The 20,814-nt window shown below is 65.9% G+C and carries 25 protein-coding genes; 6 read left to right on the top strand and 19 right to left on the bottom strand.

What is annotated here, in order from left to right:
* Nucleotides 1–30: 30 nt before the first annotated feature.
* Nucleotides 31–1,002, top strand: a complete 972-nt coding sequence (locus Q7V45_RS16140) for a LysR substrate-binding domain-containing protein (RefSeq protein WP_304853885.1) — start codon at nt 31–33, stop codon at nt 1,000–1,002.
* Here Q7V45_RS16140 and Q7V45_RS16135 read toward each other — a convergent pair.
* Entirely contained in the window at nt 926–1,561 is a 636-nt protein-coding gene (locus tag Q7V45_RS16135; protein WP_304853883.1) for a DUF1109 domain-containing protein, read from the bottom strand. The genes Q7V45_RS16140 and Q7V45_RS16135 overlap by 77 nt on opposite strands.
* Nucleotides 1,558–2,115 (bottom strand): sigma-70 family RNA polymerase sigma factor, encoded by a 558-nt coding sequence (locus Q7V45_RS16130; protein ID WP_370692613.1) that lies wholly within the window; start codon nt 2,113–2,115, stop codon nt 1,558–1,560. Before Q7V45_RS16130 ends, Q7V45_RS16135 begins: the two co-directional genes overlap by 4 nt.
* A gap of 145 nt (nt 2,116–2,260) precedes the next feature.
* Here Q7V45_RS16130 and Q7V45_RS16125 point away from each other — a divergent pair, with 145 nt between their 5' ends.
* Genes Q7V45_RS16125 through Q7V45_RS16110 form a run of 4 tightly spaced genes read left to right on the top strand, consistent with a single transcriptional unit; the run spans nt 2,261 to nt 4,645 of the window.
* Nucleotides 2,261–2,551 carry a DUF2282 domain-containing protein gene (locus tag Q7V45_RS16125; RefSeq protein WP_304853880.1) on the top strand — a complete coding sequence of 97 codons (291 nt, stop codon included), beginning with the start codon at nt 2,261–2,263 and terminating at the stop codon, nt 2,549–2,551.
* A gap of 12 nt (nt 2,552–2,563) precedes the next feature.
* Nucleotides 2,564–3,418, top strand: coding sequence for a DUF692 domain-containing protein (locus tag Q7V45_RS16120; protein WP_304853878.1), 855 nt, complete (start codon nt 2,564–2,566; stop codon nt 3,416–3,418).
* Nucleotides 3,402–4,199: a DNA-binding domain-containing protein gene (locus Q7V45_RS16115; protein WP_304853877.1), complete on the top strand. Its 798-nt coding sequence runs from the start codon at nt 3,402–3,404 to the stop codon at nt 4,197–4,199. The genes Q7V45_RS16120 and Q7V45_RS16115 overlap by 17 nt, the downstream gene beginning before the upstream one ends.
* On the top strand, nt 4,196–4,645 hold the full coding sequence (locus Q7V45_RS16110) for a DoxX family protein (protein WP_304853876.1): 450 nt from the start codon (nt 4,196–4,198) through the stop codon (nt 4,643–4,645). The genes Q7V45_RS16115 and Q7V45_RS16110 overlap by 4 nt, the downstream gene beginning before the upstream one ends.
* Here Q7V45_RS16110 and Q7V45_RS16105 read toward each other — a convergent pair.
* From Q7V45_RS16105 to Q7V45_RS16035, 15 genes are all read right to left on the bottom strand, one after another.
* Nucleotides 4,623–5,102, bottom strand: coding sequence for an Lrp/AsnC family transcriptional regulator (locus Q7V45_RS16105; protein ID WP_304853875.1), 480 nt, complete (start codon nt 5,100–5,102; stop codon nt 4,623–4,625). The genes Q7V45_RS16110 and Q7V45_RS16105 overlap by 23 nt on opposite strands.
* 32 nt (nt 5,103–5,134) lie before the next feature.
* Nucleotides 5,135–5,407 carry a hypothetical protein gene (locus Q7V45_RS16100; protein WP_304853874.1) on the bottom strand — a complete coding sequence of 91 codons (273 nt, stop codon included), beginning with the start codon at nt 5,405–5,407 and terminating at the stop codon, nt 5,135–5,137.
* 517 nt (nt 5,408–5,924) lie between these two features.
* Nucleotides 5,925–6,701: a sulfur oxidation c-type cytochrome SoxA gene (gene soxA, locus Q7V45_RS16095; RefSeq protein WP_304853872.1), complete on the bottom strand. Its 777-nt coding sequence runs from the start codon at nt 6,699–6,701 to the stop codon at nt 5,925–5,927.
* The gene (gene soxZ / locus Q7V45_RS16090) at nt 6,698–7,018 is read right to left on the bottom strand and encodes a thiosulfate oxidation carrier complex protein SoxZ (RefSeq protein ID WP_304853870.1); all 321 of its coding nucleotides are present in this window, start codon (nt 7,016–7,018) and stop codon (nt 6,698–6,700) included. The genes soxA and soxZ overlap by 4 nt, the downstream gene beginning before the upstream one ends.
* Complete coding sequence (locus Q7V45_RS16085; protein ID WP_304853869.1) at nt 7,018–7,461, bottom strand: SoxY-related AACIE arm protein; 444 nt, start codon at nt 7,459–7,461, stop codon at nt 7,018–7,020. Before Q7V45_RS16085 ends, soxZ begins: the two co-directional genes overlap by 1 nt.
* Nucleotides 7,462–7,908 carry a sulfur oxidation c-type cytochrome SoxX gene (soxX, locus tag Q7V45_RS16080; protein WP_304853868.1) on the bottom strand — a complete coding sequence of 149 codons (447 nt, stop codon included), beginning with the start codon at nt 7,906–7,908 and terminating at the stop codon, nt 7,462–7,464.
* A gap of 4 nt (nt 7,909–7,912) precedes the next feature.
* On the bottom strand, nt 7,913–9,169 hold the full coding sequence (locus tag Q7V45_RS16075; RefSeq protein ID WP_304853867.1) for an NAD(P)/FAD-dependent oxidoreductase: 1,257 nt from the start codon (nt 9,167–9,169) through the stop codon (nt 7,913–7,915).
* Between the two features lie 13 nt (nt 9,170–9,182).
* A complete protein-coding gene (locus Q7V45_RS16070; RefSeq protein ID WP_304853866.1) occupies nt 9,183–9,476 on the bottom strand; it encodes a cytochrome C in 294 nt (97 codons plus the stop codon).
* The gene (locus Q7V45_RS16065; RefSeq protein ID WP_304853865.1) at nt 9,476–11,647 is read right to left on the bottom strand and encodes a xanthine dehydrogenase family protein molybdopterin-binding subunit; all 2,172 of its coding nucleotides are present in this window, start codon (nt 11,645–11,647) and stop codon (nt 9,476–9,478) included. The genes Q7V45_RS16070 and Q7V45_RS16065 overlap by 1 nt, the downstream gene beginning before the upstream one ends.
* Nucleotides 11,648–11,662: 15 nt before the next feature.
* Nucleotides 11,663–12,112, bottom strand: coding sequence for a (2Fe-2S)-binding protein (locus Q7V45_RS16060; RefSeq protein WP_304853864.1), 450 nt, complete (start codon nt 12,110–12,112; stop codon nt 11,663–11,665).
* A 141-nt stretch (nt 12,113–12,253) separates the two neighbouring features.
* Entirely contained in the window at nt 12,254–13,312 is a 1,059-nt protein-coding gene (locus Q7V45_RS16055) for a TlpA disulfide reductase family protein (RefSeq protein WP_304853863.1), read from the bottom strand.
* A gap of 19 nt (nt 13,313–13,331) precedes the next feature.
* On the bottom strand, nt 13,332–14,966 hold the full coding sequence (locus tag Q7V45_RS16050) for a thiamine pyrophosphate-requiring protein (protein ID WP_304853862.1): 1,635 nt from the start codon (nt 14,964–14,966) through the stop codon (nt 13,332–13,334).
* A gap of 57 nt (nt 14,967–15,023) precedes the next feature.
* A complete protein-coding gene (locus tag Q7V45_RS16045) occupies nt 15,024–16,205 on the bottom strand; it encodes a VWA domain-containing protein (protein ID WP_304853861.1) in 1,182 nt (393 codons plus the stop codon).
* Between the two features lie 22 nt (nt 16,206–16,227).
* The gene (locus tag Q7V45_RS16040; RefSeq protein ID WP_304853860.1) at nt 16,228–17,076 is read right to left on the bottom strand and encodes a MoxR family ATPase; all 849 of its coding nucleotides are present in this window, start codon (nt 17,074–17,076) and stop codon (nt 16,228–16,230) included.
* A gap of 77 nt (nt 17,077–17,153) precedes the next feature.
* On the bottom strand, nt 17,154–17,849 hold the full coding sequence (locus Q7V45_RS16035) for a cytochrome b/b6 domain-containing protein (protein WP_304853859.1): 696 nt from the start codon (nt 17,847–17,849) through the stop codon (nt 17,154–17,156).
* 199 nt (nt 17,850–18,048) lie between these two features.
* Here Q7V45_RS16035 and Q7V45_RS16030 point away from each other — a divergent pair, with 199 nt between their 5' ends.
* Nucleotides 18,049–18,504, top strand: coding sequence for a cytochrome c (locus Q7V45_RS16030; RefSeq protein ID WP_304853857.1), 456 nt, complete (start codon nt 18,049–18,051; stop codon nt 18,502–18,504).
* A gap of 56 nt (nt 18,505–18,560) precedes the next feature.
* On the opposite strand, the gene Q7V45_RS16025 is transcribed toward Q7V45_RS16030, so the two are convergent.
* A complete protein-coding gene (locus Q7V45_RS16025; protein WP_304853856.1) occupies nt 18,561–19,211 on the bottom strand; it encodes a TetR/AcrR family transcriptional regulator in 651 nt (216 codons plus the stop codon).
* Nucleotides 19,212–19,838: 627 nt separating this feature from the next.
* Nucleotides 19,839–20,696, bottom strand: a complete 858-nt coding sequence (locus Q7V45_RS16020) for an alpha/beta fold hydrolase (RefSeq protein ID WP_304853854.1) — start codon at nt 20,694–20,696, stop codon at nt 19,839–19,841.
* Nucleotides 20,697–20,814 lie beyond the last annotated feature (118 nt).

The raw sequence follows: 20,814 nt of genomic DNA, 5'->3' as shown, positions 1-20,814 counted from the left end.
GGACATGACGAAGGCTGATGGAGCTTGTCCTTGCGCTTCGATTTCACCGACCTGCGGCTTTTCCTGCATGTGACGCAAACCGGCAGCATCACCCGCGGCGCCGAGCGGGCGCACCTGGCCCTTGCCTCGGCCAGTGCGCGCATTCGCGGCATGGAGGACCTGCTCGGCGTTCCCTTGCTGAAGCGCGGCCGGCGGGGTGTCGAACCGACCGATGCGGGACGCAGCCTGCTCGACCATGCCCGCATCGTACTGCAGCAGATCGAGACCATGCGCGGCGATCTCGGCGCCTATTCGCGCGGCCTGAAGGGAAGGGTCCGGATCCTGGCCAACACCTCGGCGCTCTCGGAGCATCTGCCCGCGCTGCTGGCCGACTTCCTCGCCGCCAACCCGACGGTCGACATCGATCTCGAGGATCGCGAGAGTCCGGCGATCGGCGCCGCCATCGCCGCGGGCGATGCCGACATCGGCATCGGATCGCAGGCCGCGCTGGTCCCGGGACTGGAGAGCCACCCCTTCCGGACCGATCGTCTGGTGCTGGCCGTGCCGGCCGGGCATCCCCTGGCAGGCAAGCGACAGACCGGCTTTGCCGAGCTGCTCGACCTCGATTTCGTGGGCCTGCCGCGCGGCACCGCGCTCGACGAGCATCTCGCCATGCAGGCCGCCCGCCTCGGCCGCGCCCTGCGGCTGCGCGTCCGGGTCAACAGCCTCGACACCGTCTGCTCGATGGTGGCGGCGGGCGTCGGCGTCGGGATCGTGCCGGAAGCGACCGCCTTGCGCTGCCGTCGCGCCCTGCCGCTCGCGACGCTGCGCCTCGCTGAGACCTGGTCGATGCGCGAGCTCGCTCTGTACGTGCGCGACTCACGGCGTCTTCCGAAGCCGGCGCGGCGGCTCTTCGAAGCCCTGCGCGCAGCGGGCGAACCGTCCGCTACCAGCGCAACAGGCGGTGCCCGACGGCAGCGCCCAGAAGAACGACCGGGATCGCCGCCAGCGAATACCAGGTGAGGACGAAAAGCGGCGAATCGTCGAAGCAGTGGAAGGCATAGATCAGCGCGGCGGCGGCCGCCGCCAGTGCGCCGCAGGCTGCGCCGGCAAGCGCGGGAGAGGCCGGCGCCGTGCGACGCATCGCGAGCAGCAGAGCCATCAGAGGCGCGAGCGCAAAGAGCGGGATGGCCGTCAGGCACACGAGGGCATTGCTGCCGACCAGCCGCGCCTCCCAGGTTCCGGCAGGGAGCACTGCGAGTTCGGTCCCCAGCGCCGCCGCCGCGATGAGGGGAACCGGCAGCACGGCCCACCGCCACCGCGCGGTGGTCACCGGCCGCGCCATCGCGAGGCATGCGACGGAGGCGGCCATCAGCGCCGCCAGGACCAGCACGAGCTTGGCATCGAAGCGCCAGGTCGCGAGAGCCGCCGCAAGGTCGACACGCGGCCCGAACTCGAGGGCGAAGATCACGAGCGACACCAGCGCTCCCGCCAGCACGGCCCGGCTCACGGAGCGTCCGAGCGGCCTCGCCGACCCGGCCCGGTCGGCAACCAGGGATGCCACGAGCTGCTCGGTCTTCATGTCCTGTCCTTGCGATAGGCATCGGCCAGCGCGCGAAGGGCGCGATGCAGCGTCACCCGGATCGCGCCTTCGCTCATGCCCATCCTCACCCCGACGTCCTTCGCGCTCTGCCCCTCGATGGAAATGCCTTCCACGATTCGGCGCTGGCGCTCGGGCAGACTGGCCAGCATCTGCCGCGCGTCGAGGGCGCTTCCCTCCTCCGCAGCCGCAGGCGCGGCAAGCGTGTCGGAATGGTCGTCGATGTCGACATGATCGGCGAAGCCGCGGCGGCGCAGATGATCGACCAGCTTGTGGCGCGCGATGGCCCGCAGCCAGGGCTGCAGGGGCTGCGTCTCATCCCAGGTGTCGCGCTTCAGATGCATGGCCAGCAAAGTCTCCTGGACGATGTCCTCACAATCCGCGTTCGGCCGACCGGCTGCCGCCAGGCCGCGCGATGCCACCCCACGGAGCCAGGCCGCGACGAGGAGCAGCAGACGGCGATAGGCCTCGTCATCCCCCTTCCGGGCCGCCCGCATGAGTGCGGAGAGATCTTCCGGATCGGACAACGAGCCCACTCTTCACGCATTCGTGTTGATTTGCCGAAACATTACAGGCGCTTCCGACAAAAAAGAAGGCGGAGCACCTGTAACGCCGACGCGGCTGCGCCCGAATGATCCTTTGCGAGCCGAGATTGGCTCGAGAGCCAAGGAGGATTTGTCCATGATCAATCGTACCACCACGGTAGCCCTCGCCGCCGCCGTCGCCGCCGCCGCCCTGATGTCGTCCGGCGCCAACGCGCAGACCGCAAACGCCGACAAGGAAAAGTGCTACGGCGTCTCGATGGCGGGCAAGAACGACTGCGCCGCGACCGGCAGCAATTCCTGCGCCGGCACGTCGAAGGCCGACTACGACGCCAAGGCCTGGAAGTACGTCGCCAAGGGGTCCTGCGCCAAGATGGAAGTGACCCTCAAGGACGGCAAGAAGCGCATGGGCACGCTCGCCCCGATGTAAGGAAGACGCGTCGTGACGGCGGACCGCCTGCTTCGTGCCGGTGCCGGGCTGAAGCCCGAACACCAGCGGCACATCCTCGAAGCCCGACCCGATGTCGGCTGGTTCGAGGTGCATGCCGAGAACTACATGGGAGCCGGCGGTCCGCCGCATCACTTCCTGGAGCGCGTACGCGCGCTCTATCCGCTGTCGGTGCATGGCGTGGGCCTGTCGATCGGATCGGCCAACGGCATGGCGCCGGGTCATCTCGGGCGCCTGAAGTCGGTGGTGGACCGCTATCAACCTTTCATCGTGTCGGAGCATCTCGCTTGGTCGACGCATGAGGGGACTTTCCTGAACGACCTGCTGCCCCTTCCCTATACGGAAGCCACCCTGTCGCTGGTGGCACGCCACGTCGACGAGGCCCAGACGGTACTCGGAAGCCGCATCCTCATCGAGAATCCCTCGACCTATCTCCGCTTCGACGGGGAAGAAATGCCGGAGACGGATTTCCTGCGGGCGCTTGCCCGACGCAGCGGCTGCGGCCTGCTGCTCGACGTCAACAACGTCGTCGTCTCCGCAGCCAATCACGGCTTCGATCCCCGCGCCTATCTCGATTGCTTCCCGCATGAGCATGTCGGCGAGATCCATCTCGCCGGTCACGCCGTGCTGGAGAGCGACGGCGACGCCCTGTACGTCGATACCCACGACCGGACGATCTCTACGGAGGTCTGGTCTCTCTTTCGGGATGTGATCGCACGCCGGGGCGTGAGTCCCACGCTGATCGAGTGGGACTCCGACGTGCCGGCCTGGCTCGACCTCGAGGCCGAAGTCCACCAGGCCCAGTCGATTCTGCAGACGGCCGGAGGCCTCGATGCCCGCGCAGCCTGACGGCAACGGTCTCGCCGACCTGCAGCACCGCTTTGCCCATGCCGTCCTTCAGGCCCCTCTGGAGGTGCCCGACGGCATCCGTCACGACGTCAGGCCGACGCGCGAGCGACGATTCGGCGTCTACCGCAACAACGTGAAGGCCAGCCTGGCCGCCGCCCTGGCGGCACGGTTCCCCGTCGTGGAGCGCCTGGTCGGCGAGGAATTCTTCACCGCCATGGCGCTGGTCTTCATCGAGCAGCATCCGCCGCGGTCGCCCGTCCTCGCCGAGTATGGCGCCGCCTTCGCGAGCTTCCTGGAGGAGTTCGATCCCGCCGCAGACCTGCCCTATCTGCCCGACATCGCCCGGCTGGAATGGTCGCGCTACGTCGCATTCCACAGCGCCGATGCCAGCGCGGCCGATATCGGCCGGCTCGCGGAGCTGCCTCCGGAAGCGCTTGGCTCCGTCAGACTCGGCCTGCATCCCGCCATGGCCGTCATCGCCTCGCCGTGGCCCATCGTCTCTGTCTGGAGCACCAATACCCATGACGCGACGCCCGAGGCGCCGGCAGCCGACTGGACGGGCGAGACGGCGCTGGTGACGCGGCCACATCTCGACGTTCTCGTCCAACGGCTTCCGCCGGGCGCCGACCTGCTGGTGGCCGAACTGGCGCAAGGGATTGCGTTGGGCGCCGCCGCCGATGCGGCGTCGCGCGCCCACGACGGTTTCGACCTCGCAACGGCGCTGGCGACGTTGTTCGGTGCCGGCGCCATCACAACCCTGTCCCAAGGATCGTCTTCATGATCGCTCTGCTCTCGCGTCTCGACGCTCTGCTGGCACGCATCCCGCACGAGTTGCTCGCCCTCCTCGCCCGCCTTTCCGTCGGCACGATCTTCCTGCGCTCGGGGCTGCTGAAGCTCGACGGCTGGGCCGACGGCACGACTCTCACCCTGTTTCGCGAAGAGTATATGCTGCCGCTCCTCTCGCCCGAGTTGGCATCCTACCTGGCGACGGGAGCGGAACTCAGCCTGCCGTTCCTGCTCTTCCTCGGCCTGTTCACGCGGCCGGCGGCGCTCGCCCTGCTGGGCATGACCCTGGTGATCCAGATCTTCGTCTATCCCAACGCCTTCGACACGCATGGGGTCTGGGCCGTGGCGCTGCTCTACCTCGCCAAGTTCGGGCCGGGCAGGCTGGCGCTCGACTGGCTCCTCTTCGAGCGGGCGATGCCTAACGCTTACGGACGGGCTTGAGATCGGAGACGATCGGATAGGCCGTCGTCGACTTCACGCGCTCCATCGAGAAGCGCGACGTCACGTTCTTGAGCGGCATCGTGTCGATCAGCTTCTTGTAGAAAGTGTCGTAGGCCTGCATGTCGGGAACCGCGACCCTCAGCATGTAATCGATGTCGCCCGCCATGCGGTGGAACTCCATCACCTCGGGCATGGCCGTGACGGTACTGGCGAACTTGGAGAGCCAGGCCGAGGAATGGTCGCCGGTCTCGATCGACACGAACACCGTCAACCCCATGCCGATCGCCTCGGGCGAGATCAGCGCCACCCGCTTCAGGATGACGCCGGACTTTTCCAGTCGCTGGATGCGCTTCCAGCAGGGGCTTTGCGAGAGGCCGACGCGATGGGCGATCTGCGCCAGCGAAAGGCTCGCATCCTCCTGGAGGAGCGCGACGATCTTCTTGTCGATGGCATCCATGTTCATCAATCCGTCAACGCGATGCCGCCAGTCTAGACCGGAAGCGACTCCAGGCGCACCGTCGCACCCAGCCGCTCTGTTAGCACGATGGCGAGCGCCTCGACGTCGCCATCCACCCGGCCGGCATGGTTCACCAGCCGCGGCGGGGCGTCGTCGAACCAGGACAGGCGCCATGCGCCGGCCTCACACATCAGCGAGCCCACGACGCGCCCCTGCGCGGAGATCGTCCAGAGGGCAGGCTCTTCGTAGGCCGCCTGCAACAGGCGCGCCGCCCGGGCGACGAGGGTGCTGGCAAGGCTGAGCATGCCTTGACTGTACGGGCGTGTTCGCGCCCGCTGCAATGAAACGGTCGGTCGAATCCGGCAACGATGACGGCAGGAATGACTTCACAGATCGCCAAACGGAGAAAATTAAACTCCGGCCCGACGAACGCCTAGAGTCCTTCCGAGTGGGATCGAAAAATACACCACAACCTCATGCTGAGGAGCGCTCCACAGGAGCGCGTCTCGAAGCATGGGCACGAGCATCGCGTCTGCTGCCCACCCTTCGAGACGGCCGCTTCGCGACCTCCTGAGAGTCTGACTCGAAGTGAATGCAGCTAAACTAAGAGGCTATGAACAGCCCCGATAACCTCACCCTGAGGAGCATCGCGCAGCGATGCGTCTCGAAGGGTGGGAACGCGCACCTTGCCTGTTGCCCATCCTTCGAGACGCGCCGCTTCGCGGCGCTCCTCAGGATGAGATAAGTGCTTGAATTGATTCAATTCATTTCCGGCCAGCCTCTCAGGGTGAGGTGGACGGGTCCATGTGAGACGGGAAGCCTCTAAGGCCGGACGGCCGGCGTTTCCAGCTTCAGTCCCCGGGCGCGCTGCATGAGATAGAGTTCCAGCGCGACATATTCCGGCGCATCGAGCGGCCAGGCCTCGGCGCGGATGCCGACAAGGCAGTTGCGCAGGCGGCGCTTCAGGGAGCCCAGCGCCTGCCACTCCAGGCGATAGATCGGATAGCCGGTGGGATGGGCCTCCGGAATGACGATGCCCGCCAGCTTCTTGCCGGCATTGTCGTCATGGCAGATCGCGCAGGACAGGTTGAGCTGGCCCTGGCGGAGGCGATAGATCTCGGCGCCCTCCCGGCGAAAGGCATCGAGGCGCGGGTCATAGGGCGGCGCGATCTGCAGGTCGCGCGACTGGTGCGCGACATACACGGCGAGCGCCAGCAGGTCGCGATTCTCCGGCGGCAGAGGCTCGGCCTTCTGATGCTCGGTGCGGCAGAGGTTGATGCGGCCCTCGAGATCGACCGGACGGTCACTGCCCTGCGGGATCGCGGGATAGCGCGCGGCCACGCCCTTCATGCTGACGGCGGCGTCGCCATGGCAATCGGCGCAGGATTTGTCGGCTGCCCCGACCGCCCTGTTCCAGAGCTGGCCGCCGAGCTGGACGAACAGCATGCCGGGATTGGCCGTATCGTCGTCCTGCATCTTCTGCAGGGCCTCGCCCATGTCCTGGTAGCCGGACCGCCGCTTGTCCGCGCCAACTTGCGCGGCCGCATAGGATGCGGCGAACACCAGCGCCAAGCCGATGACGAGCAGCCGCGCGGTCATTCGACGGCGATGTCGACCCGCTGCTCGGCGGCGAAGCCCTCGTCGCCGGTCCAGCGCAGGACCACCGTGCCGCTCTCCTTCGCCTCGGCGAAGAAAGACACGAATGGATTGGCGGCGATCGCCGGCGACATGTCCATCGTGAAGATTTCGGCGCCGTTCCAGGTCGCGGTGAATCGCTCGATGATGTTGCGCGGGATGATGCGGCCGTTCGGACCGGGCCGGAAGCCGGTCTCCATCGGGTGCATGATCAGCGCCTTGATCTCGATGGCGGCGCCGCGCTTGGCGGTCTTCGGAGCGTTCACCAGGATGTTCGACATCAGGGCGATTCCTCGAGACAGGCAGCCAGGGTCACGATCACATCGGCGCCGGCACTCAGGAATTTACCGTCGCTGGTTTCGACGATGGCCACGATCCGCTGGCTGTCGCCGAGCTTGATGCGCGTGCCGATGACGGCCTTGCCGCTGCGCGGGCCGAGGCGCGCGGAGAAGACGTTGGGCTGCGGGTTTTTCTCGTTAAAGACGTGGATCGCCTTCACATGGTCGGCTTCGGTCATCGGACTGTCGACCGACACGGTGAGCGGTACGGTGCTGCCGTTCTCGACAAGCGGCGGGACGTCGAGCTTGACCCGGCCTTCGGTCGGCGTAGCCGTCCCGACGACCTTGCGGATGGCCTCGGCCATGGCATCGGGGGTCGCCGTCGCGGGCGAGAGCGGCACGAGAACGACGGCAGCCGTGCCGGCAAGGAAGAGACGTCGATCCATTCAATCCCTCAACGTGACGAGATAGGCCACGACATCCTCGACCTGGGCGGCGGTGAGAATCGTCCTGCCCTCGAAGTTGCGGGCAACCCGGTGCAAGCCCTCGATGCGATAGTAGGCGGGCATGATCGTGTCGGCATTGAGACGCGACCCGTCGACGATGCGCAGGCGCAGCTGTCCTTCCGACCAGCGCGACCCCGCGCCGGCGAGGCTGGGCGCCAGGTCGCCCTGGAAGCGCTCCTCGGTAATCGGTCCCGAATGGCAGAGCAGGCAGAGGCCGACGCTGCGGCTGGCAACGATCGCCCGGCCGCGCGCCGCATCGCCCGGCCGGCCGGTGAGCGAGCGGGGGATCGAATCGTCGACGATCTGCGGCACGACGGGAGGAGCAGGCTGCTGGGCCACCGCGGGACCAGCGACGAACGCGAGGGCGAGGAGGACCAGGACCCGCATCGCATCAGCCGAAGGTCTCGGCGGCAATGGTGCGGAACCAACTCGACGCATAGAGCGCCTCCTGGCCCCGCAGGCCACCTACGGCTTCGAGCGGGCTGGTGCCGCCGGCACCGGGAATGTCGGTGAGCCGGCCCTTGTCGGGACGATAGACGCCGGCGATCGAGATTCCGTAGTCGGCCGCGACGAGACTGTAGCAGGTGTTGATCAGGATCGGATCCTGCGGCTTCTCGCCGGCCAGCAGCTTCACGATCGCCGAGGCACAGACCTTGGCCTGGGCATTGGCCGCGAAGGCCGACTTGGGCATGCCGCCCATGATCGCCGCATCGCCCAGCACATGGATGTTGGGGCGCAGGGTTGATTCGAAGGCGACCGGCTCGACCGGGCACCAGCCGGTGCGATCGGCAACGCCGGCTTGCGCCGCAATGGCGCCGGCCTTCTGCGGCGGGATCACGTTGGCGACGGAAGCCTTGTGGCTCGCGAACTCGGTCGTGAGCGTGAGCGTCGCGGGATCGACCGCCGTCACCTTGCCGCCCTGGCTGAGCGGCACCCACTCGATCATGCCCGGGTAGAGTTCGGCCCAGCCGTTCTGGAACAGGCGCTGCTTGGAGAAGGCGTCCTTGGAATCGAGCAGCAGGAGCTTCGACTTCGGCTTCCATATCTTGAGCCAGTAGGCGATCAGGCTCGCGCGCTCGTAGGGTCCGGGCGGACAGCGGAAGGGATTGGCCGGCGCCGACAGGACGACCAGCCCGCCATCATCCATCGCCTGCAACTGCCGGCGCAGCAGCACGGTCTGCGCCCCCGCCTTCCAGGCATGCGGCATCTTCTCGGCCGCGGCCTCGTCGTAGCCGGGGAGGGCGCCCCAGTTGAAGTCGATGCCGGGAGACATGACCAGCCGGTCGTAAGCAAGCCTGTTGCCGTCGGCCAGGGCCACGGTCTTCGCCTCGGCATCGACCGCGGTCGCGCTCGTCTCCGCGATCGTAACGCCGGCCGCCTTGATGCCGTCGTAACGGAACTGCTGCTGGTCGATCTCGCGCAGGTTCGCGAGCACCGAATTGCTGAACGGGCACGAGGTATAGACGGGACTTGGCTCGACCAGCGTGACGTCGAGCGCGGGCTGCAGCGCCTTCAGGGTGCGCGCCGCCGTGGCGCCGCCGAAGCCGCCGCCGATCACCACGACCCTGGCCTTGCCCTGCGCCGAAACGACGGCCGGCGCGAGGCCGGCCGCGGCGCTGATCTTCAGGAAATGACGGCGCGTCGCCATGCCCGCTGTGTCCCTACTCCGGCTGCGCGGCAAACCAGGCCGCGATGGCTTCAGTCTGCCGGTCGTCGAATCCCTTGGCGATGCGGCCCATCACGCTCGAGGGCCAGGCGCCGCTGCGATAGTCGCTCATCAAGGTGACGATGTCCGGGGCCTTGCGGCCGGCAATGCGCGGGATCACCGAATCCGACACTTTCTTCGACGCGTGACAGCCGGTGCAGGAGCTGGCGCCCGGCGGCGCATCGGCCGCCGTTGCCGGACCGGCCAGCAGGATCATGCTGGTCAGGCCCGGCAGCAGCGCTCGATGCATCAGGCGCCTTTCTTCAGGTCGCTGTTCATCAGCGGCAGGTTGCGCACCCTCTTGCCTGTCGCCTTGGCGATGGCGTTCAGGACGGCAGGCGCTGCCACGGCGATGGTCGGCTCGCCGACGCCGCCCCAGAAGTCGTTGGTCGGCACGAGCACCGTTTCGACGTCGGGCATCTCGTCGATGCGCATCACGTTGTACGTGTCGAAGTTGGTCTGCTCGACCACCCCGTCCTTCACGGTGATCTCGCCGTACAGGGCAGCCGACAGGCCATAGACGAACGAGCCCGCGACCTGGCGGTCGATCTGCGCCGGATTGACCACGTGGCCGGGATTGGTGGCCGCCGTGATCTTGTGGATCTTGAGCTGCCCGTCGGGGCTCACCGAGACCTCGGCGACGCCGGCGACGTAGCTGCCATAGCCCATGACCTGCGAGATGCCGTGGAAGCGGCCCTCGGGCAGCGGCTTGCCGTAGCCCGCTCTGTCGCAGGCGGCCTTCAGCACCGCCGCCCATTTCGGCTTCAGGTACTTGAGGCGGTAGGCGAGCGGATCCTGGCCCGCTGCCGCCGCCAGCTCGTCGATGAAGCATTCCATGTAGACGGCGTTCTGGTTCACGTTCACGCCGCGCCAGAAGCCGGCCGTGATGTGCGGGTTGCGCATGGCGTGGTCGATCATCAGGTTCGGGATGTCGTAGCCATACGCCGCCTCGACGCCGGACGCCATGAGGCCCTGAAAGGCGATCGGGTCCATGCCGTTCACCAGGTTCTGCGGCAGCAGCGAGGCCAGGATCGACTGGCCGGAGATGCGCACGTGCAGTCCGACCAGGTTCCCCTGGGCGTCGAGACCGGCCGTCATCTTGGCCATCGTCGTGGGATGGTACTGGCAGTGCGTCATGTCCTCTTCGCGCGACCAGATCAGCTTGATCGGCGTGCCGGGCATCTCCTTGGCCGCGAGCACGGCCTGACGCACATAGTCCGACCGGCCGCGCCGGCCGAAGCCGCCGCCCAGCATCAGCTTGTAGACCTCGCACTTGGCGATCGGCAGGCCAGCCGCTTCCGACGCGGCGGCAAGAGCCGCCTCGCCGTTCTGCGTGCCGCACCAGACCTCGCACCTGTCGGCCGTGTAGCGCGCCGTGGCGTTCATCGGCTCCATGGTGACATGATGCTGATAGGGGAAGCTGTAGACGGCCTCGACTTTCTTGGCCGCGCCGTCGATCGCCTTCTGGGCGTCGCCCGCCTTGTTGCCGACGAAGGCTTCCTTGGCGTCGAGACCCTCCTTGAGCATGGCGTTGATCGTCGCGGTCGAGACCTTGCCGAGATCGCCGATGTCCCAGTTGGTCGTGACGGCCTCGAGTGCCGTCCTGGCCTGCCAGTAGGTGTCGGCCACCACCACGACGGCGTTGCCGTCGATGGCGAAGATCTTCTTCACGCCCGGCATCTTCTCGGCCTTGCTGGCATCGAAGTCCTTGAGCTTGCCGCCGATCACCGGGCAGGCGCGCACAGTGGCGTTGAGCATGCCTGGCATCGTGTGATCCATGCCATAGATCTGCTTGCCCGTGACCTTGTCGACCGTGTCGAGCCGCTTCAGCGGCTTGCCGGCGACCTTCCAGTCCTTGGGGTCCTTGAGCTTCACTTCCTTGGGCGGCTCGAGCTGGGCCGCTGCGGCCGCGAGGGCGCCATAGGTCAGCGTCTTGCCCGATCCCTTGTGCGTGACGGTGCTGTTGGCCGCGCTGCACTCCGCAGACGGCACGTTCCACTGCTTGGCCGCGGCCGCGATCAGCATCTCGCGCGCGATGGCGCCGCCTTCGCGGACATACTGCTGGCTTTCGCGAATGCCGCGGCTGCCGCCGGTCGAGAAGTTCCTCCAGACGCGGTTGCGCTTCAGGTTCTCGCCGGGCGTCGGATATTCCCAGGTGACCTTGTTCCAGTCGCACTCCAGTTCCTCGGCCACGAGCTGGCAGAGGCCGGTGAGCGTGCCCTGGCCCATTTCGGAGCGGGCGATGCGGATGACCACCTTGTCGTCGGGATGGATGACCACCCAGGCGTTCAGTTCCTTGACGGCCTGAGCATGCGCCACGCTTTCGTCGAAGGGCAGGTGGAAGCCGAGCGAGAAACCGCCGGCGACGGCGGCGCCGCTGACCAGGAAGCCGCGACGGCCGAGAGATGTCTGGATCGTCATGATGCGTCCCTCCCCTTAGGCCTTGGCGGCGGCGTGGATCGCGGCGCGGACCTGCTGGTAGGTGCCGCAACGGCAGATGTTGGTCATCGCCTCGTCGATGTCGGCATCGGTCGGATTCGGCTTGGCCGCGAGCAGCGCCGTCGCCGCCATCACCATGCCGCTCTGGCAGTAGCCGCACTGGGGTACGTCGAGCTCGACCCAGGCCTTCTGGATCTTGTTCAGCACGCCGTTCTCGGCCAGCGCTTCGATGGTGACGACCTTCTGGGTGCCGACAGCGTTCACCGGTACGCTGCACGAACGCACCGGCGCACCATCGATATGGACCGTGCAGGAGCCGCATTGTGCGATACCGCAGGCATACTTGGTGCCCGTCAGACCCAGTTGTTCACGCAGCACCCAGAGCAGTGGAGTATCCGGATCGGCATTGTAGTCGACCGCCTTGCCGTTGACATTGAGGACAGCCATCCCAGCCTCCCGTTGTTCAGGAAATATGGAAACAGCGTAGCCCAGCGAGGGCGCGACCGCCCAAGCAACCGTCCGCTCTCACGGAGGTGTGATGGCCTCGCTGACCATCAACAATTGTTGCGGGTCCGTATCGCTCGCGAACTACAGTTTGGGTGGCGGATAATAGGGGCGATCGCCGAGCGCCTGCACGCGCTTCCAGAACTCCGGACCCGAGGCCTTGCCAACCTCGTCGAGGTCCGCCGCCTGGCGCCACAGGCTCCACGAGTCGGGGTGCAGGCGACTTGCCTCCGCCATCTGCAGGTCGCCTTCGGCGACGCGGCCATTGGCGCGCAGCCACAGCCCCAGCCGGAAGCGCGCCCGCGCCTCCGCAATCTCGGGCGTGACCTTCGGCAGGCCTGCGCGCGCCTGGTCGGCCGGCAAGGCATGCGCCCCGGTGGCGACCCAGGCGCGCACCGCATCGAGATAGGCCTGCCGCGCCGCCAGGCGGTCTGCCTGGTCCTCGGGAGTCATCGTGCGCGTCGCGAGGTCCATGCGCCGGAAGTGATCGGTCGACCCGGCCGTCTCGGGCGGGCGTACGATCCGGCCCTGTTCGTCGATCCAGATCGCCTGCGGGACGTTCACGAGATTGTAGAGATCCTCGAGCCGATGATCGGCGTCGATCAGTTGCCAGTAGGACGATGCGGCCTGGTCGATCCACGGACGCGCATGTTCGGCACCGCGGCTTTCCTCCGCCACGGCCACGACCATGAACCCCTTGTCCTTCAGTTCTTCGTAGAGGGCCTGCCACACGGGCAAGTCAAAACGGCAGCCTCACCAACTGGCCCATGTCGCGAGGAAGACCTTTCGGCCGCGCAGCTGCGACAGAGAACGCGGCATGCCGTCGAGATCCGGCAGGGTGAAGTCGGGCGCCTCGAGACCTTCGAGCGCGGCATTGCGCTCCTCGGCCGGCGCCCCCAATGCCCACACGTCGCGCGCCTCGCTGGCGATCACGGGGCCACCCAGCTTCTTCCAGAAGGCTTCGAGGTCGACTTCGTTGGGCGCGAGCGCGGAAGCGGGCAGCGGCACGCACAGATCGGCACGACACATGCCCTCGGGCTTCAGAGTCCAGCCCGTGACCCGCTCGGCATCGACGGGACTCATCCAGAGGCCGTCATGCGCGGCGACGTCGTGCTCGCCCGTGGGCGTGAGGATCTTCGTCATCGCGGCCTCCCGTTCCAAATCACTTAGGTGTCGAGATCGTCACTTCCTTCGAGGTGATGAACTCCAGCAGCACGGGCACACCCTTCTGGGTCTGCTCGATGCCGCGCTTGATCGCCGGGATGATGTCCTCCGGCCGGGTGATGCGCTCGCCATAGCCGCCGAAGGCGCGTGCCATGGCGGCATAGTCGCCGGAAATGTCGGTCGAGCGGTACTTCTCGGTCGACACCTTCATGATGTGCAGCTCGATCGCCATCGAGAAGTTGTTGAGCAGGATCGACATGATCGGAATGCGCTCGCGCACCGCCGTCTCGAAGTCCATGCCGGTGAAGCCGATGGCCGCGTCGCCCCAGACATTGATGCAGAGCTTGTCGGGGCAGGCGAGCTTGGCGCCCATGGCGAGGCCGAGCCCATAGCCCAGCTGCGTGGTCTTGCCCCAGCCGATATAGGTGTGCGGCGCCGTCGTCTTCCAGAACGGCGAGAGCTGGTCGCGCGGGCTGCCGGCGTCGTGGGTGATGATCGTGTTGGCCTTGTCGACCGTGTGCTGCAGGTCCCACAGAACGCGATAGGGATTGAGCGGCGCCTCGTTGTTGGTGAGCTTGGGCATCCACTCGTCGAGCCACGCGTCGGCGATCGGCTTGATCTCCGCCACGACCGGCGCGGCGTCGCGCTTCTTGCCCCCGACCAGCTTGCTGCACTCGTCGATCATGGCGCGGAGCGCGAGCTTGGCATCGCCGATCAGGCCGTACTGGCAGCGAACGTCCTTGTTGAGATGGTTGGGGTCGAGCGTGGTGTGGATCACCGTCTTGCCCTTCGGCATCGAGATACCGAAGTTGGTCTCGGTGAAGGAGCAGCCGATGCCGAACAGCACGTCGCACTTGTCGAGGAAGTGGCGGACCTGCCTCGGATAGGCACGGCCGCCGGAGCCCAGCGACAGCGGGTGGGTTTCGTCGAAGCTGCTCTTGCCCTGCAGCGAGGTGCAGACGGGAATCGCCAGCAGCTCGGCCAGTTCCTTCAGCTCGTCATAGGCCTCGGCCCAGTGCACGCCGTGGCCGGCATAGATGACCGGGCGCTTGGCCTCGACCAGCACCCTGGCGGCTTCCTTCACGGCCGCCGGATCGGGACCGTAGCGCGTCGGCTTGATCGGCTCGTAGGTCAGCGGATCGGGCGCGTCCTCGCCATTGGCCTCGGCCGGGAACTCGATGATGACCGGCGAGCCGCGGCCGTTGCGCAGCAGGCTGAAGGCCCGGCGCATGACGTTCTCGATGTCGGCGCCCGAGGTGATCGGCTCGGCATGCTTGGCGACATGCGCCATGGTGATGGTGGAGTTGAAGTTCGGCGGCACATGGGCGATGCGGCGCGGGTAGCCCGCCGGGATGACCAGCAGCGGCACCGATTCGCCGTAGGCCTGCGCCACGCCGCCATAGGCGTTCTCCGAGCCCGGGCCGCTCTGCATGCAGAACACGCCCATCTTGCGGCCCTTGGTCATGCGCGACATGGCGTCGGCCATGTGCAGGCCGATGCGCTCCTGGCGCACGATGATCGGCCGGATGTCGATCGCGGCACAGTGTTCGATCAGATGGTTGACGGGATAGGCGAAGAGATACTCGACCCCCTCGCGCTTCAGGATTTCCGCGACTGCCGGGCCGGTCTTCATCTTCGTTTCTCCCTTTGGCCGGGGGCGCGCCACTTCAGTGGCGCGCCCCAGCGCTTCTTACTTGTTGAGTTCCTTCATCGCGCTGTCGAGGCCGCCCAGGGTGAGCGGGAACATGCGGTTGCTCGTCAGCTGCTGCAGCAGCTGGATCGACGGCGTGTAGCTCCAGTGCCGTTCCGGCACCGGATTCAGCCATGCCATGCTGCGGTAGGTGTCGGCCACGCGCTGGATCCAGACCTGGCCCGCTTCCTCGTTCCAGTGCTCCACCGAGCCGCCGGGATAGGCGATCTCGTAGGGGCTCATCGAGGCGTCGCCGACGAACAGCACCTTGTAGTCGGGCGGATAGGTATGGAGCATCTGCGCCGTCGAGAAGGTGTCGACGTGACGGCGGCGATTGTCCTTCCACAGCTTCTCGTAGAGGCAGTTGTGGAAGTAGAAGAATTCGAGGTGCTTGAACTCCGAACGGGCCGCCGAGAACAGCTCCTCGCAGACCCGGATATGTGCATCCATCGAGCCGCCGATGTCGAACAGGATCAGCAGCTTCACCTTGTTGCGACGCTCCGGCACCATCTTGATGTCGAGATAGCCGGCATTGCGCGCCGTCGAGCGGATCGTGTCGGGCATGTCGAGCTCGACCTCGGCCCCCTCGCGCGCGAACTTGCGCAGGCGGCGCAGCGCGATCTTGATGTTGCGCGTGCCGATCTCGACCGTGTCGTCGAGGTTCTTGTACTCGCGCTTGTCCCACACCTTGACGGCGCGGCCCTCGCGGCCCTTGTCCTGGCCGATACGCACGCCCTCGGGATTGAAGCCGTAGGCGCCGAACGGCGAGGTGCCGGCGGTACCGATCCACTTGCTGCCGCCCTGGTGCCGCTTCTGCTGCTCCTCGAGACGCTTCTTCAGCGTCTCCATGAGCTTCTCCCAGCCGCCCATCGACTCGATCTGCTTCTTCTCCTCCTCGGTGAGAAGCTTCTCGGCCAGCTTGCGCAGCCATTCCTCGGGGATCTCGGCGGCGACGCCCTCGGGGGGCAGCGCCTCGAGCCCCTTGAAGACGGTGCCGAACACGCGGTCGAACTTGTCGAGGTTGCGCTCGTCCTTCACCAGCGCGGCGCGCGACAGATAGTAGAAGTCGTCGACGCTGTAGTCGGCGACACCCTTGTCCATCGCATCCATCAGGGAAAGATATTCCTTGATGGAGACCGGCAGCTTGGCGTTGCGCAGCTCGAGGAAGAAGTTGATGAACATCGCGTTCTCCTCTCAGCAGTGATTACTGGCGCTGCTCCCGCCGCGCCATGAAGGCCAGACGCTCGAACAGGTGCACGTCCTGTTCGTTCTTGAGCAGCGCGCCGTGCAGCGGCGGAATGAGCTGCTTGGAGTCCTTGGAGCGCAGCGACTCCGGCGACATGTCCTCGACCATCAGCAGCTTCAGCCAGTCGAGCAGTTCGGAGGTCGACGGCTTCTTCTTGAGGCCCGGCACTTCGCGGATGTCGTAGAACACGTTCAGCGCCTCGCGCAGCAGGTTGCGCTGCAGGTCGGGGAAGTGGACGTCGACGATCTGCGTCATCGTCTCGCGATCGGGGAAACGGATGTAGTGGAAGAAGCAGCGGCGCAGGAAGGCGTCCGGCAGTTCCTTCTCGTTGTTCGAGGTGATCATGACGATCGGGCGCTCGGTCGCCTTGATGGTCTGCTGCGTCTCGTAGACGTAGAATTCCATGCGATCCAGTTCCTGCAGCAGATCGTTCGGGAACTCGATGTCGGCCTTGTCGATCTCGTCGATCAGCAGGATGGGGCGGACCGGGGCGGTGAAGCCCTCCCAGAGCTTGCCCTTCTTGATGTAGTTGGCGATGTCCTTCACGCGCTCGTCGCCCAGCTGGCTGTCGCGCAGGCGCGAGACCGCGTCGTACTCGTAGAGGCCCTGCTGCGCCTTGGTGGTCGACTTGATGTGCCACTCGATGATCGGAGCGTTGAGCGCCTTGGCGACTTCATGTGCCAGAACGGTCTTGCCGGTGCCAGGCTCGCCCTTGATGAGCAGCGGACGCTGCAGCGCGATCGCCGCGTTCACCGCCACGCGCAGGTCGTCGCTGGCAACGTAAGAGTCGGTACCGGTAAATTTCATGGTGCAAAATCCAAATTTCACTGTGGTTAAAGCCACCCTAGAGGGGTGGTTTCAGGCCAGCAAGGCCGCGCAAGCGGTCAGCCGCCTGCGCGGACGATGAAATAGACCAAAGCGGCACAGGCGAGCAGGACAGACATCGCAAGGCGGCTCGATGCGAAGGCGAGCCGCGGTGCGGGCGCGCCTGGCTCGACCGCCTGGTCGATGCGCTTGCGGCCGGTGATCATGGGACCGATCAGATTGTGCCTCTTCAAGACGAGGTAAAGCACGACGGCCGCAACGTGGACCGCCACCAGGATGAGCAGCACGTTGATCCACCAGGCATGGAAATCGGTAGCCCGCTCGACCCACTTGTCGGAGACCTTGAGGGCGAGCGGCCCGTTGACCATGCCGGTGTCGGTGTCGGCGGTGAACAATCCGGTCACGACCTGGGCCAGGACGGCGAAGATCAGGACGAGGACCATCGCACCCCCCAGCGGATTGTGCCCGACGTCGCGCGGACCCTCCTTGCGGAAGAAGTGTGCGACATGGGTAAAGGCCGCCGCTGGACCCTTCAGGAAGCTGGAGAAGCGCGCGGTGGTGCTGCCGACGAAGCCCCAGGCGAGGCGGAAGAACAGAAGGGTCAGGATGGCGTAACCCGACCAGAAATGGAGCTGCATCCAGTCACCGCCGGCCCGGCCGCTGAAGTACGAGGTCGCCATCAGGGCCACGAGCACCCAGTGGAACAAACGGACGGGCACGTCCCAGACGAGGATCTTGTCGTTCTTGCCGGCCATCGGTCATCATCTCCTTGAGGGCCCAGAATAGCCGAGTCAGCATGGCTGTAGGCAAGGACCAGGCCGAGGGCACCACACGCAGTCGTGATGGATCGTGGCCTACCTGGCCGTTCGCTTTCCGCGCCAACCTCTGCAACATTGCGGTCGTCGATGAGGTATAAATTGCCCGTCGACCGTGAGAATCAAAGGGGATGGGCCTATGAGGAAGACTTTGGTGGTGGCGTTGGTCGGCGCATTGGCGGCCGGGGCGATGGTGGGCGGCGCGACGATCGCGATGGCTCAGGGCGACGTGATCGCTCAGCGCAAGGACAACCGCAAGCAGACCGCCGCCGCGATGCGCGCTATCAAGGCGATCGTCGACGCCAAGGGCCCGACCGCGGGCGCCGTCGAGCAGGCCGCAAAGCTCAAGACGCTGGAAGCGTCTTTCTTGAAGATGTTCCCCGCCGGCTCCGACAAGGGCGAGACCCGTGCGCTTCCGGCCGTGTGGACCGACTGGGCGGGCTTCGAAGCCGCCAGCAAGGCGGCGAACGTGGCTTACGACAAGCTCGCTGTGGCAGCCGGGTCAGGCAATGCCGAGGCGCTCGCGACAGCCTTTGCCGACACCGGCAAGACCTGCGGCGCCTGCCACCAGAAGTTCCAGGCGAAGGCCAACTAGCCTAACCGCCCCGACCGACATGAAGGGAGGCGGACTTCCGCCTCCCTTTCTTTGTCTCAGGCCGCTGCCGGTGACGAACCCGGTCCGGTGAGCGCCTGCTGCACGATCGCCTCGGCCGTGAAGCGCCAGGCCCGCGACGCGTGCATCGGCGACAGACGCTGTCGCTCCCGCATGTTCATCCAGCTATCGAGACCGAAAGTCCGATCGAGCGAATCGAGCGCATGGCCGCGCGCGACCGGATCGAGCGCGTCGAGTTCGACGGCGAACCACGCAGCAATTCGCTCGCGTAGAATGCCGCGCAGATGCGCCAGACCGGCGCCAACGGCCGGCGCCGCACGTCGGACGCGCTCCGCGAAGTGCCAGACCGGCAGCCATTCCTCGAAGAGTTGAGCGCGATCCGAAACCAGAAGCGCGATGCGGCTGGCAAGCGGTACCGCGCTGTCCACCTGTCGGTCCGGTCCGAAGGCGCGGCTGACGGCGAGTTCGAAGGCGGCGGCATAGAGATCGGAAAGACGGATGAAATGCTGGAAGAGCGTGCGGCTCGAGAGGCCGGCGATGGTTGCAATGGCACCCGACGTCGGCTCGACATCGCCCGCCTGGATGAGATCCAGGGTCGCCCGGATCAGGGATTGCCGAACTCGCTGGTCTCGTACGATGCGTTCGTCTTGCGAGCGCGACACATCAACCGCGAATCCGACAATCTTCATTGGAAACCAATCGAAAGAGAATTGCTCCAGTCGATCGACTCTAACACCCGCTGATTTCCAGGTAACTTGCAAAAATGCATATCACATGGATTTGAGAACCCCAAAACACTGCATTTTTCATACTATAGATAGGCGTTTTTGGGTGATCTGACGTTGCAGAGATCCAGCAATTACTATCCCCTGCAGGGCAAGCCGGCATTCTCTGCAGATTCCAGCGAGATGATCGTGAAACTCGAAAATACGAAAGGCCGATCGCTTGGGGGCGACCGGCCTTCCTTATAAGCCCGCCTGGGTGTGGGGTAATCGAAGCCTTGGGGTGTGTGGGAAGGGGCTTCGATTGAGCGGCTTGGGAGGCCGCCGGCGGGCTGTCTGTATTACTCTGTGGGCACTCTAACACGGGTTTCACACCGGGTTAGTTGCAATATTGCATATCTCCCTTCGAAGGCCCGGTCAAAAAGCCAACAATTCCGGAACATGCCCCCTTCCAGATAAACAGAAAAGGTAATGCAGGAAACGCGCAGGAATATTCCGGCAGCTCCAAATCCTGACAAGTCTTCATGACATTGGGAGCGGCACCTCGGAAACGAGGCGGCGATGACCTCCGAACTCGCTGCAATACCCAGCCCCTTAGGCCAGTTCCTCAATTTCAGAAAGAACCGGCCGCAGGTGTTCGAGAAAGCGCTCGGGATCCTCACTCATCGGAAAGTGCCCAAGGCCCGGCATGATCGTGCACCGGGCCCCCGGCACCAGGGCGGCAACCTCCTCGGTCTCGGCAGGCGAGCACGAATAGTCATATTCACCGGTCAGCAGGAACAGCGGACAACGGCGGGCATCGATCGTGGCGATGCGTTGGCGAAGGTCGCCGTCGACCTTGTAGAAATGGAGATCGCCTTTGAAGACGCCGGGGCCACCCTGCATGTAGTGCCAGAGGGTTTCCCAGCGATGGACAGCCGGCGCGTCCGGCCCGACGAGCCCCGAAACGATGCCGGCGCACACTTCGCCGCCGTGGACATCGGCATGATGGAGCCAGTCGGTATCGTAGTAGGGCGCTACATGCGCCGACGCCTGCAGGCCGACCAGCGCGCGGAACCGATCGGCATGGGTCGCGGCCAGGTTCAGCACGACGCGACCGCCGATCGAACAGCCCATCACCACCGGACGCTGCAACGACAGCGCGTCGGCGAAGGCCACCACGAACCCGGTATAGAAATCCCGTGTCAGCCGGTATTCCTCGCGCTCGAACCCTTGCGGCGGCGAAGATTTGCCATGCCAGGGCATGTCGAAGGCGAGCACGCGGAAACGGCGCGTGATTTCGGGGTCGGCCAGCAAATGGCGGAACTGCCGGTTGTCGGCGCCGGCGGTGTGCAGGCAGACGAGGGGAATGCCGGTTTCGGGCCCGGCCTCCTCGAAGTAGACGCGATGGGGAACGCCGTCGATGGCAAGCCGAACGTAACGGCCCACCATCGGATCCAGAGCCGGTGCCATGGTCAGATCGCTCCCGGCAGCCGGCGCGGCAGCGCCAGCAGGTCCTTGAAGTATTGCAGGTTCTGCAGAAGCGGCCGGAGGTCGCCATCGAACGACGCTGCACCGCGCTTGGTCAGTG

Source organism: Reyranella sp. (genome assembly GCF_030651995.1).
Taxonomy (GTDB): Bacteria; Pseudomonadota; Alphaproteobacteria; order Reyranellales; family Reyranellaceae; genus Reyranella.
This window is presented reverse-complemented; position numbering and strand designations above follow the sequence as displayed.

Excerpts from the sequence above, each read along its gene's own strand:
- Q7V45_RS16135 (WP_304853883.1), bottom strand. The coding sequence starts at position 1,561 with ATGAAGACCGAGCAGCTCGTGGCATCCCTGGTTGCCGACCGGGCCGGG.
- Q7V45_RS16125 (WP_304853880.1), top strand. The coding sequence starts at position 2,261 with ATGATCAATCGTACCACCACGGTAGCCCTCGCCGCCGCCGTCGCCGCC.
- Q7V45_RS16115 (WP_304853877.1), top strand. The coding sequence starts at position 3,402 with ATGCCCGCGCAGCCTGACGGCAACGGTCTCGCCGACCTGCAGCACCGC.
- Q7V45_RS16110 (WP_304853876.1), top strand. The coding sequence starts at position 4,196 with ATGATCGCTCTGCTCTCGCGTCTCGACGCTCTGCTGGCACGCATCCCG.
- Q7V45_RS16105 (WP_304853875.1), bottom strand. The coding sequence starts at position 5,102 with ATGGATGCCATCGACAAGAAGATCGTCGCGCTCCTCCAGGAGGATGCG.
- Q7V45_RS16100 (WP_304853874.1), bottom strand. The coding sequence starts at position 5,407 with ATGCTCAGCCTTGCCAGCACCCTCGTCGCCCGGGCGGCGCGCCTGTTG.
- soxA (WP_304853872.1), bottom strand. The coding sequence starts at position 6,701 with ATGACCGCGCGGCTGCTCGTCATCGGCTTGGCGCTGGTGTTCGCCGCA.
- soxZ (WP_304853870.1), bottom strand. The coding sequence starts at position 7,018 with ATGTCGAACATCCTGGTGAACGCTCCGAAGACCGCCAAGCGCGGCGCC.
- Q7V45_RS16085 (WP_304853869.1), bottom strand. The coding sequence starts at position 7,461 with ATGGATCGACGTCTCTTCCTTGCCGGCACGGCTGCCGTCGTTCTCGTG.
- soxX (WP_304853868.1), bottom strand. The coding sequence starts at position 7,908 with ATGCGGGTCCTGGTCCTCCTCGCCCTCGCGTTCGTCGCTGGTCCCGCG.
- Q7V45_RS16075 (WP_304853867.1), bottom strand. The coding sequence starts at position 9,169 with ATGGCGACGCGCCGTCATTTCCTGAAGATCAGCGCCGCGGCCGGCCTC.
- Q7V45_RS16070 (WP_304853866.1), bottom strand. The coding sequence starts at position 9,476 with ATGCATCGAGCGCTGCTGCCGGGCCTGACCAGCATGATCCTGCTGGCC.
- Q7V45_RS16065 (WP_304853865.1), bottom strand. The coding sequence starts at position 11,647 with ATGACGATCCAGACATCTCTCGGCCGTCGCGGCTTCCTGGTCAGCGGC.
- Q7V45_RS16060 (WP_304853864.1), bottom strand. The coding sequence starts at position 12,112 with ATGGCTGTCCTCAATGTCAACGGCAAGGCGGTCGACTACAATGCCGAT.
- Q7V45_RS16050 (WP_304853862.1), bottom strand. The coding sequence starts at position 14,966 with ATGAAGACCGGCCCGGCAGTCGCGGAAATCCTGAAGCGCGAGGGGGTC.
- Q7V45_RS16045 (WP_304853861.1), bottom strand. The coding sequence starts at position 16,205 with ATGTTCATCAACTTCTTCCTCGAGCTGCGCAACGCCAAGCTGCCGGTC.
- Q7V45_RS16040 (WP_304853860.1), bottom strand. The coding sequence starts at position 17,076 with ATGAAATTTACCGGTACCGACTCTTACGTTGCCAGCGACGACCTGCGC.
- Q7V45_RS16035 (WP_304853859.1), bottom strand. The coding sequence starts at position 17,849 with ATGGCCGGCAAGAACGACAAGATCCTCGTCTGGGACGTGCCCGTCCGT.
- Q7V45_RS16030 (WP_304853857.1), top strand. The coding sequence starts at position 18,049 with ATGAGGAAGACTTTGGTGGTGGCGTTGGTCGGCGCATTGGCGGCCGGG.
- Q7V45_RS16025 (WP_304853856.1), bottom strand. The coding sequence starts at position 19,211 with ATGAAGATTGTCGGATTCGCGGTTGATGTGTCGCGCTCGCAAGACGAA.
- Q7V45_RS16020 (WP_304853854.1), bottom strand. The coding sequence starts at position 20,696 with ATGGCACCGGCTCTGGATCCGATGGTGGGCCGTTACGTTCGGCTTGCC.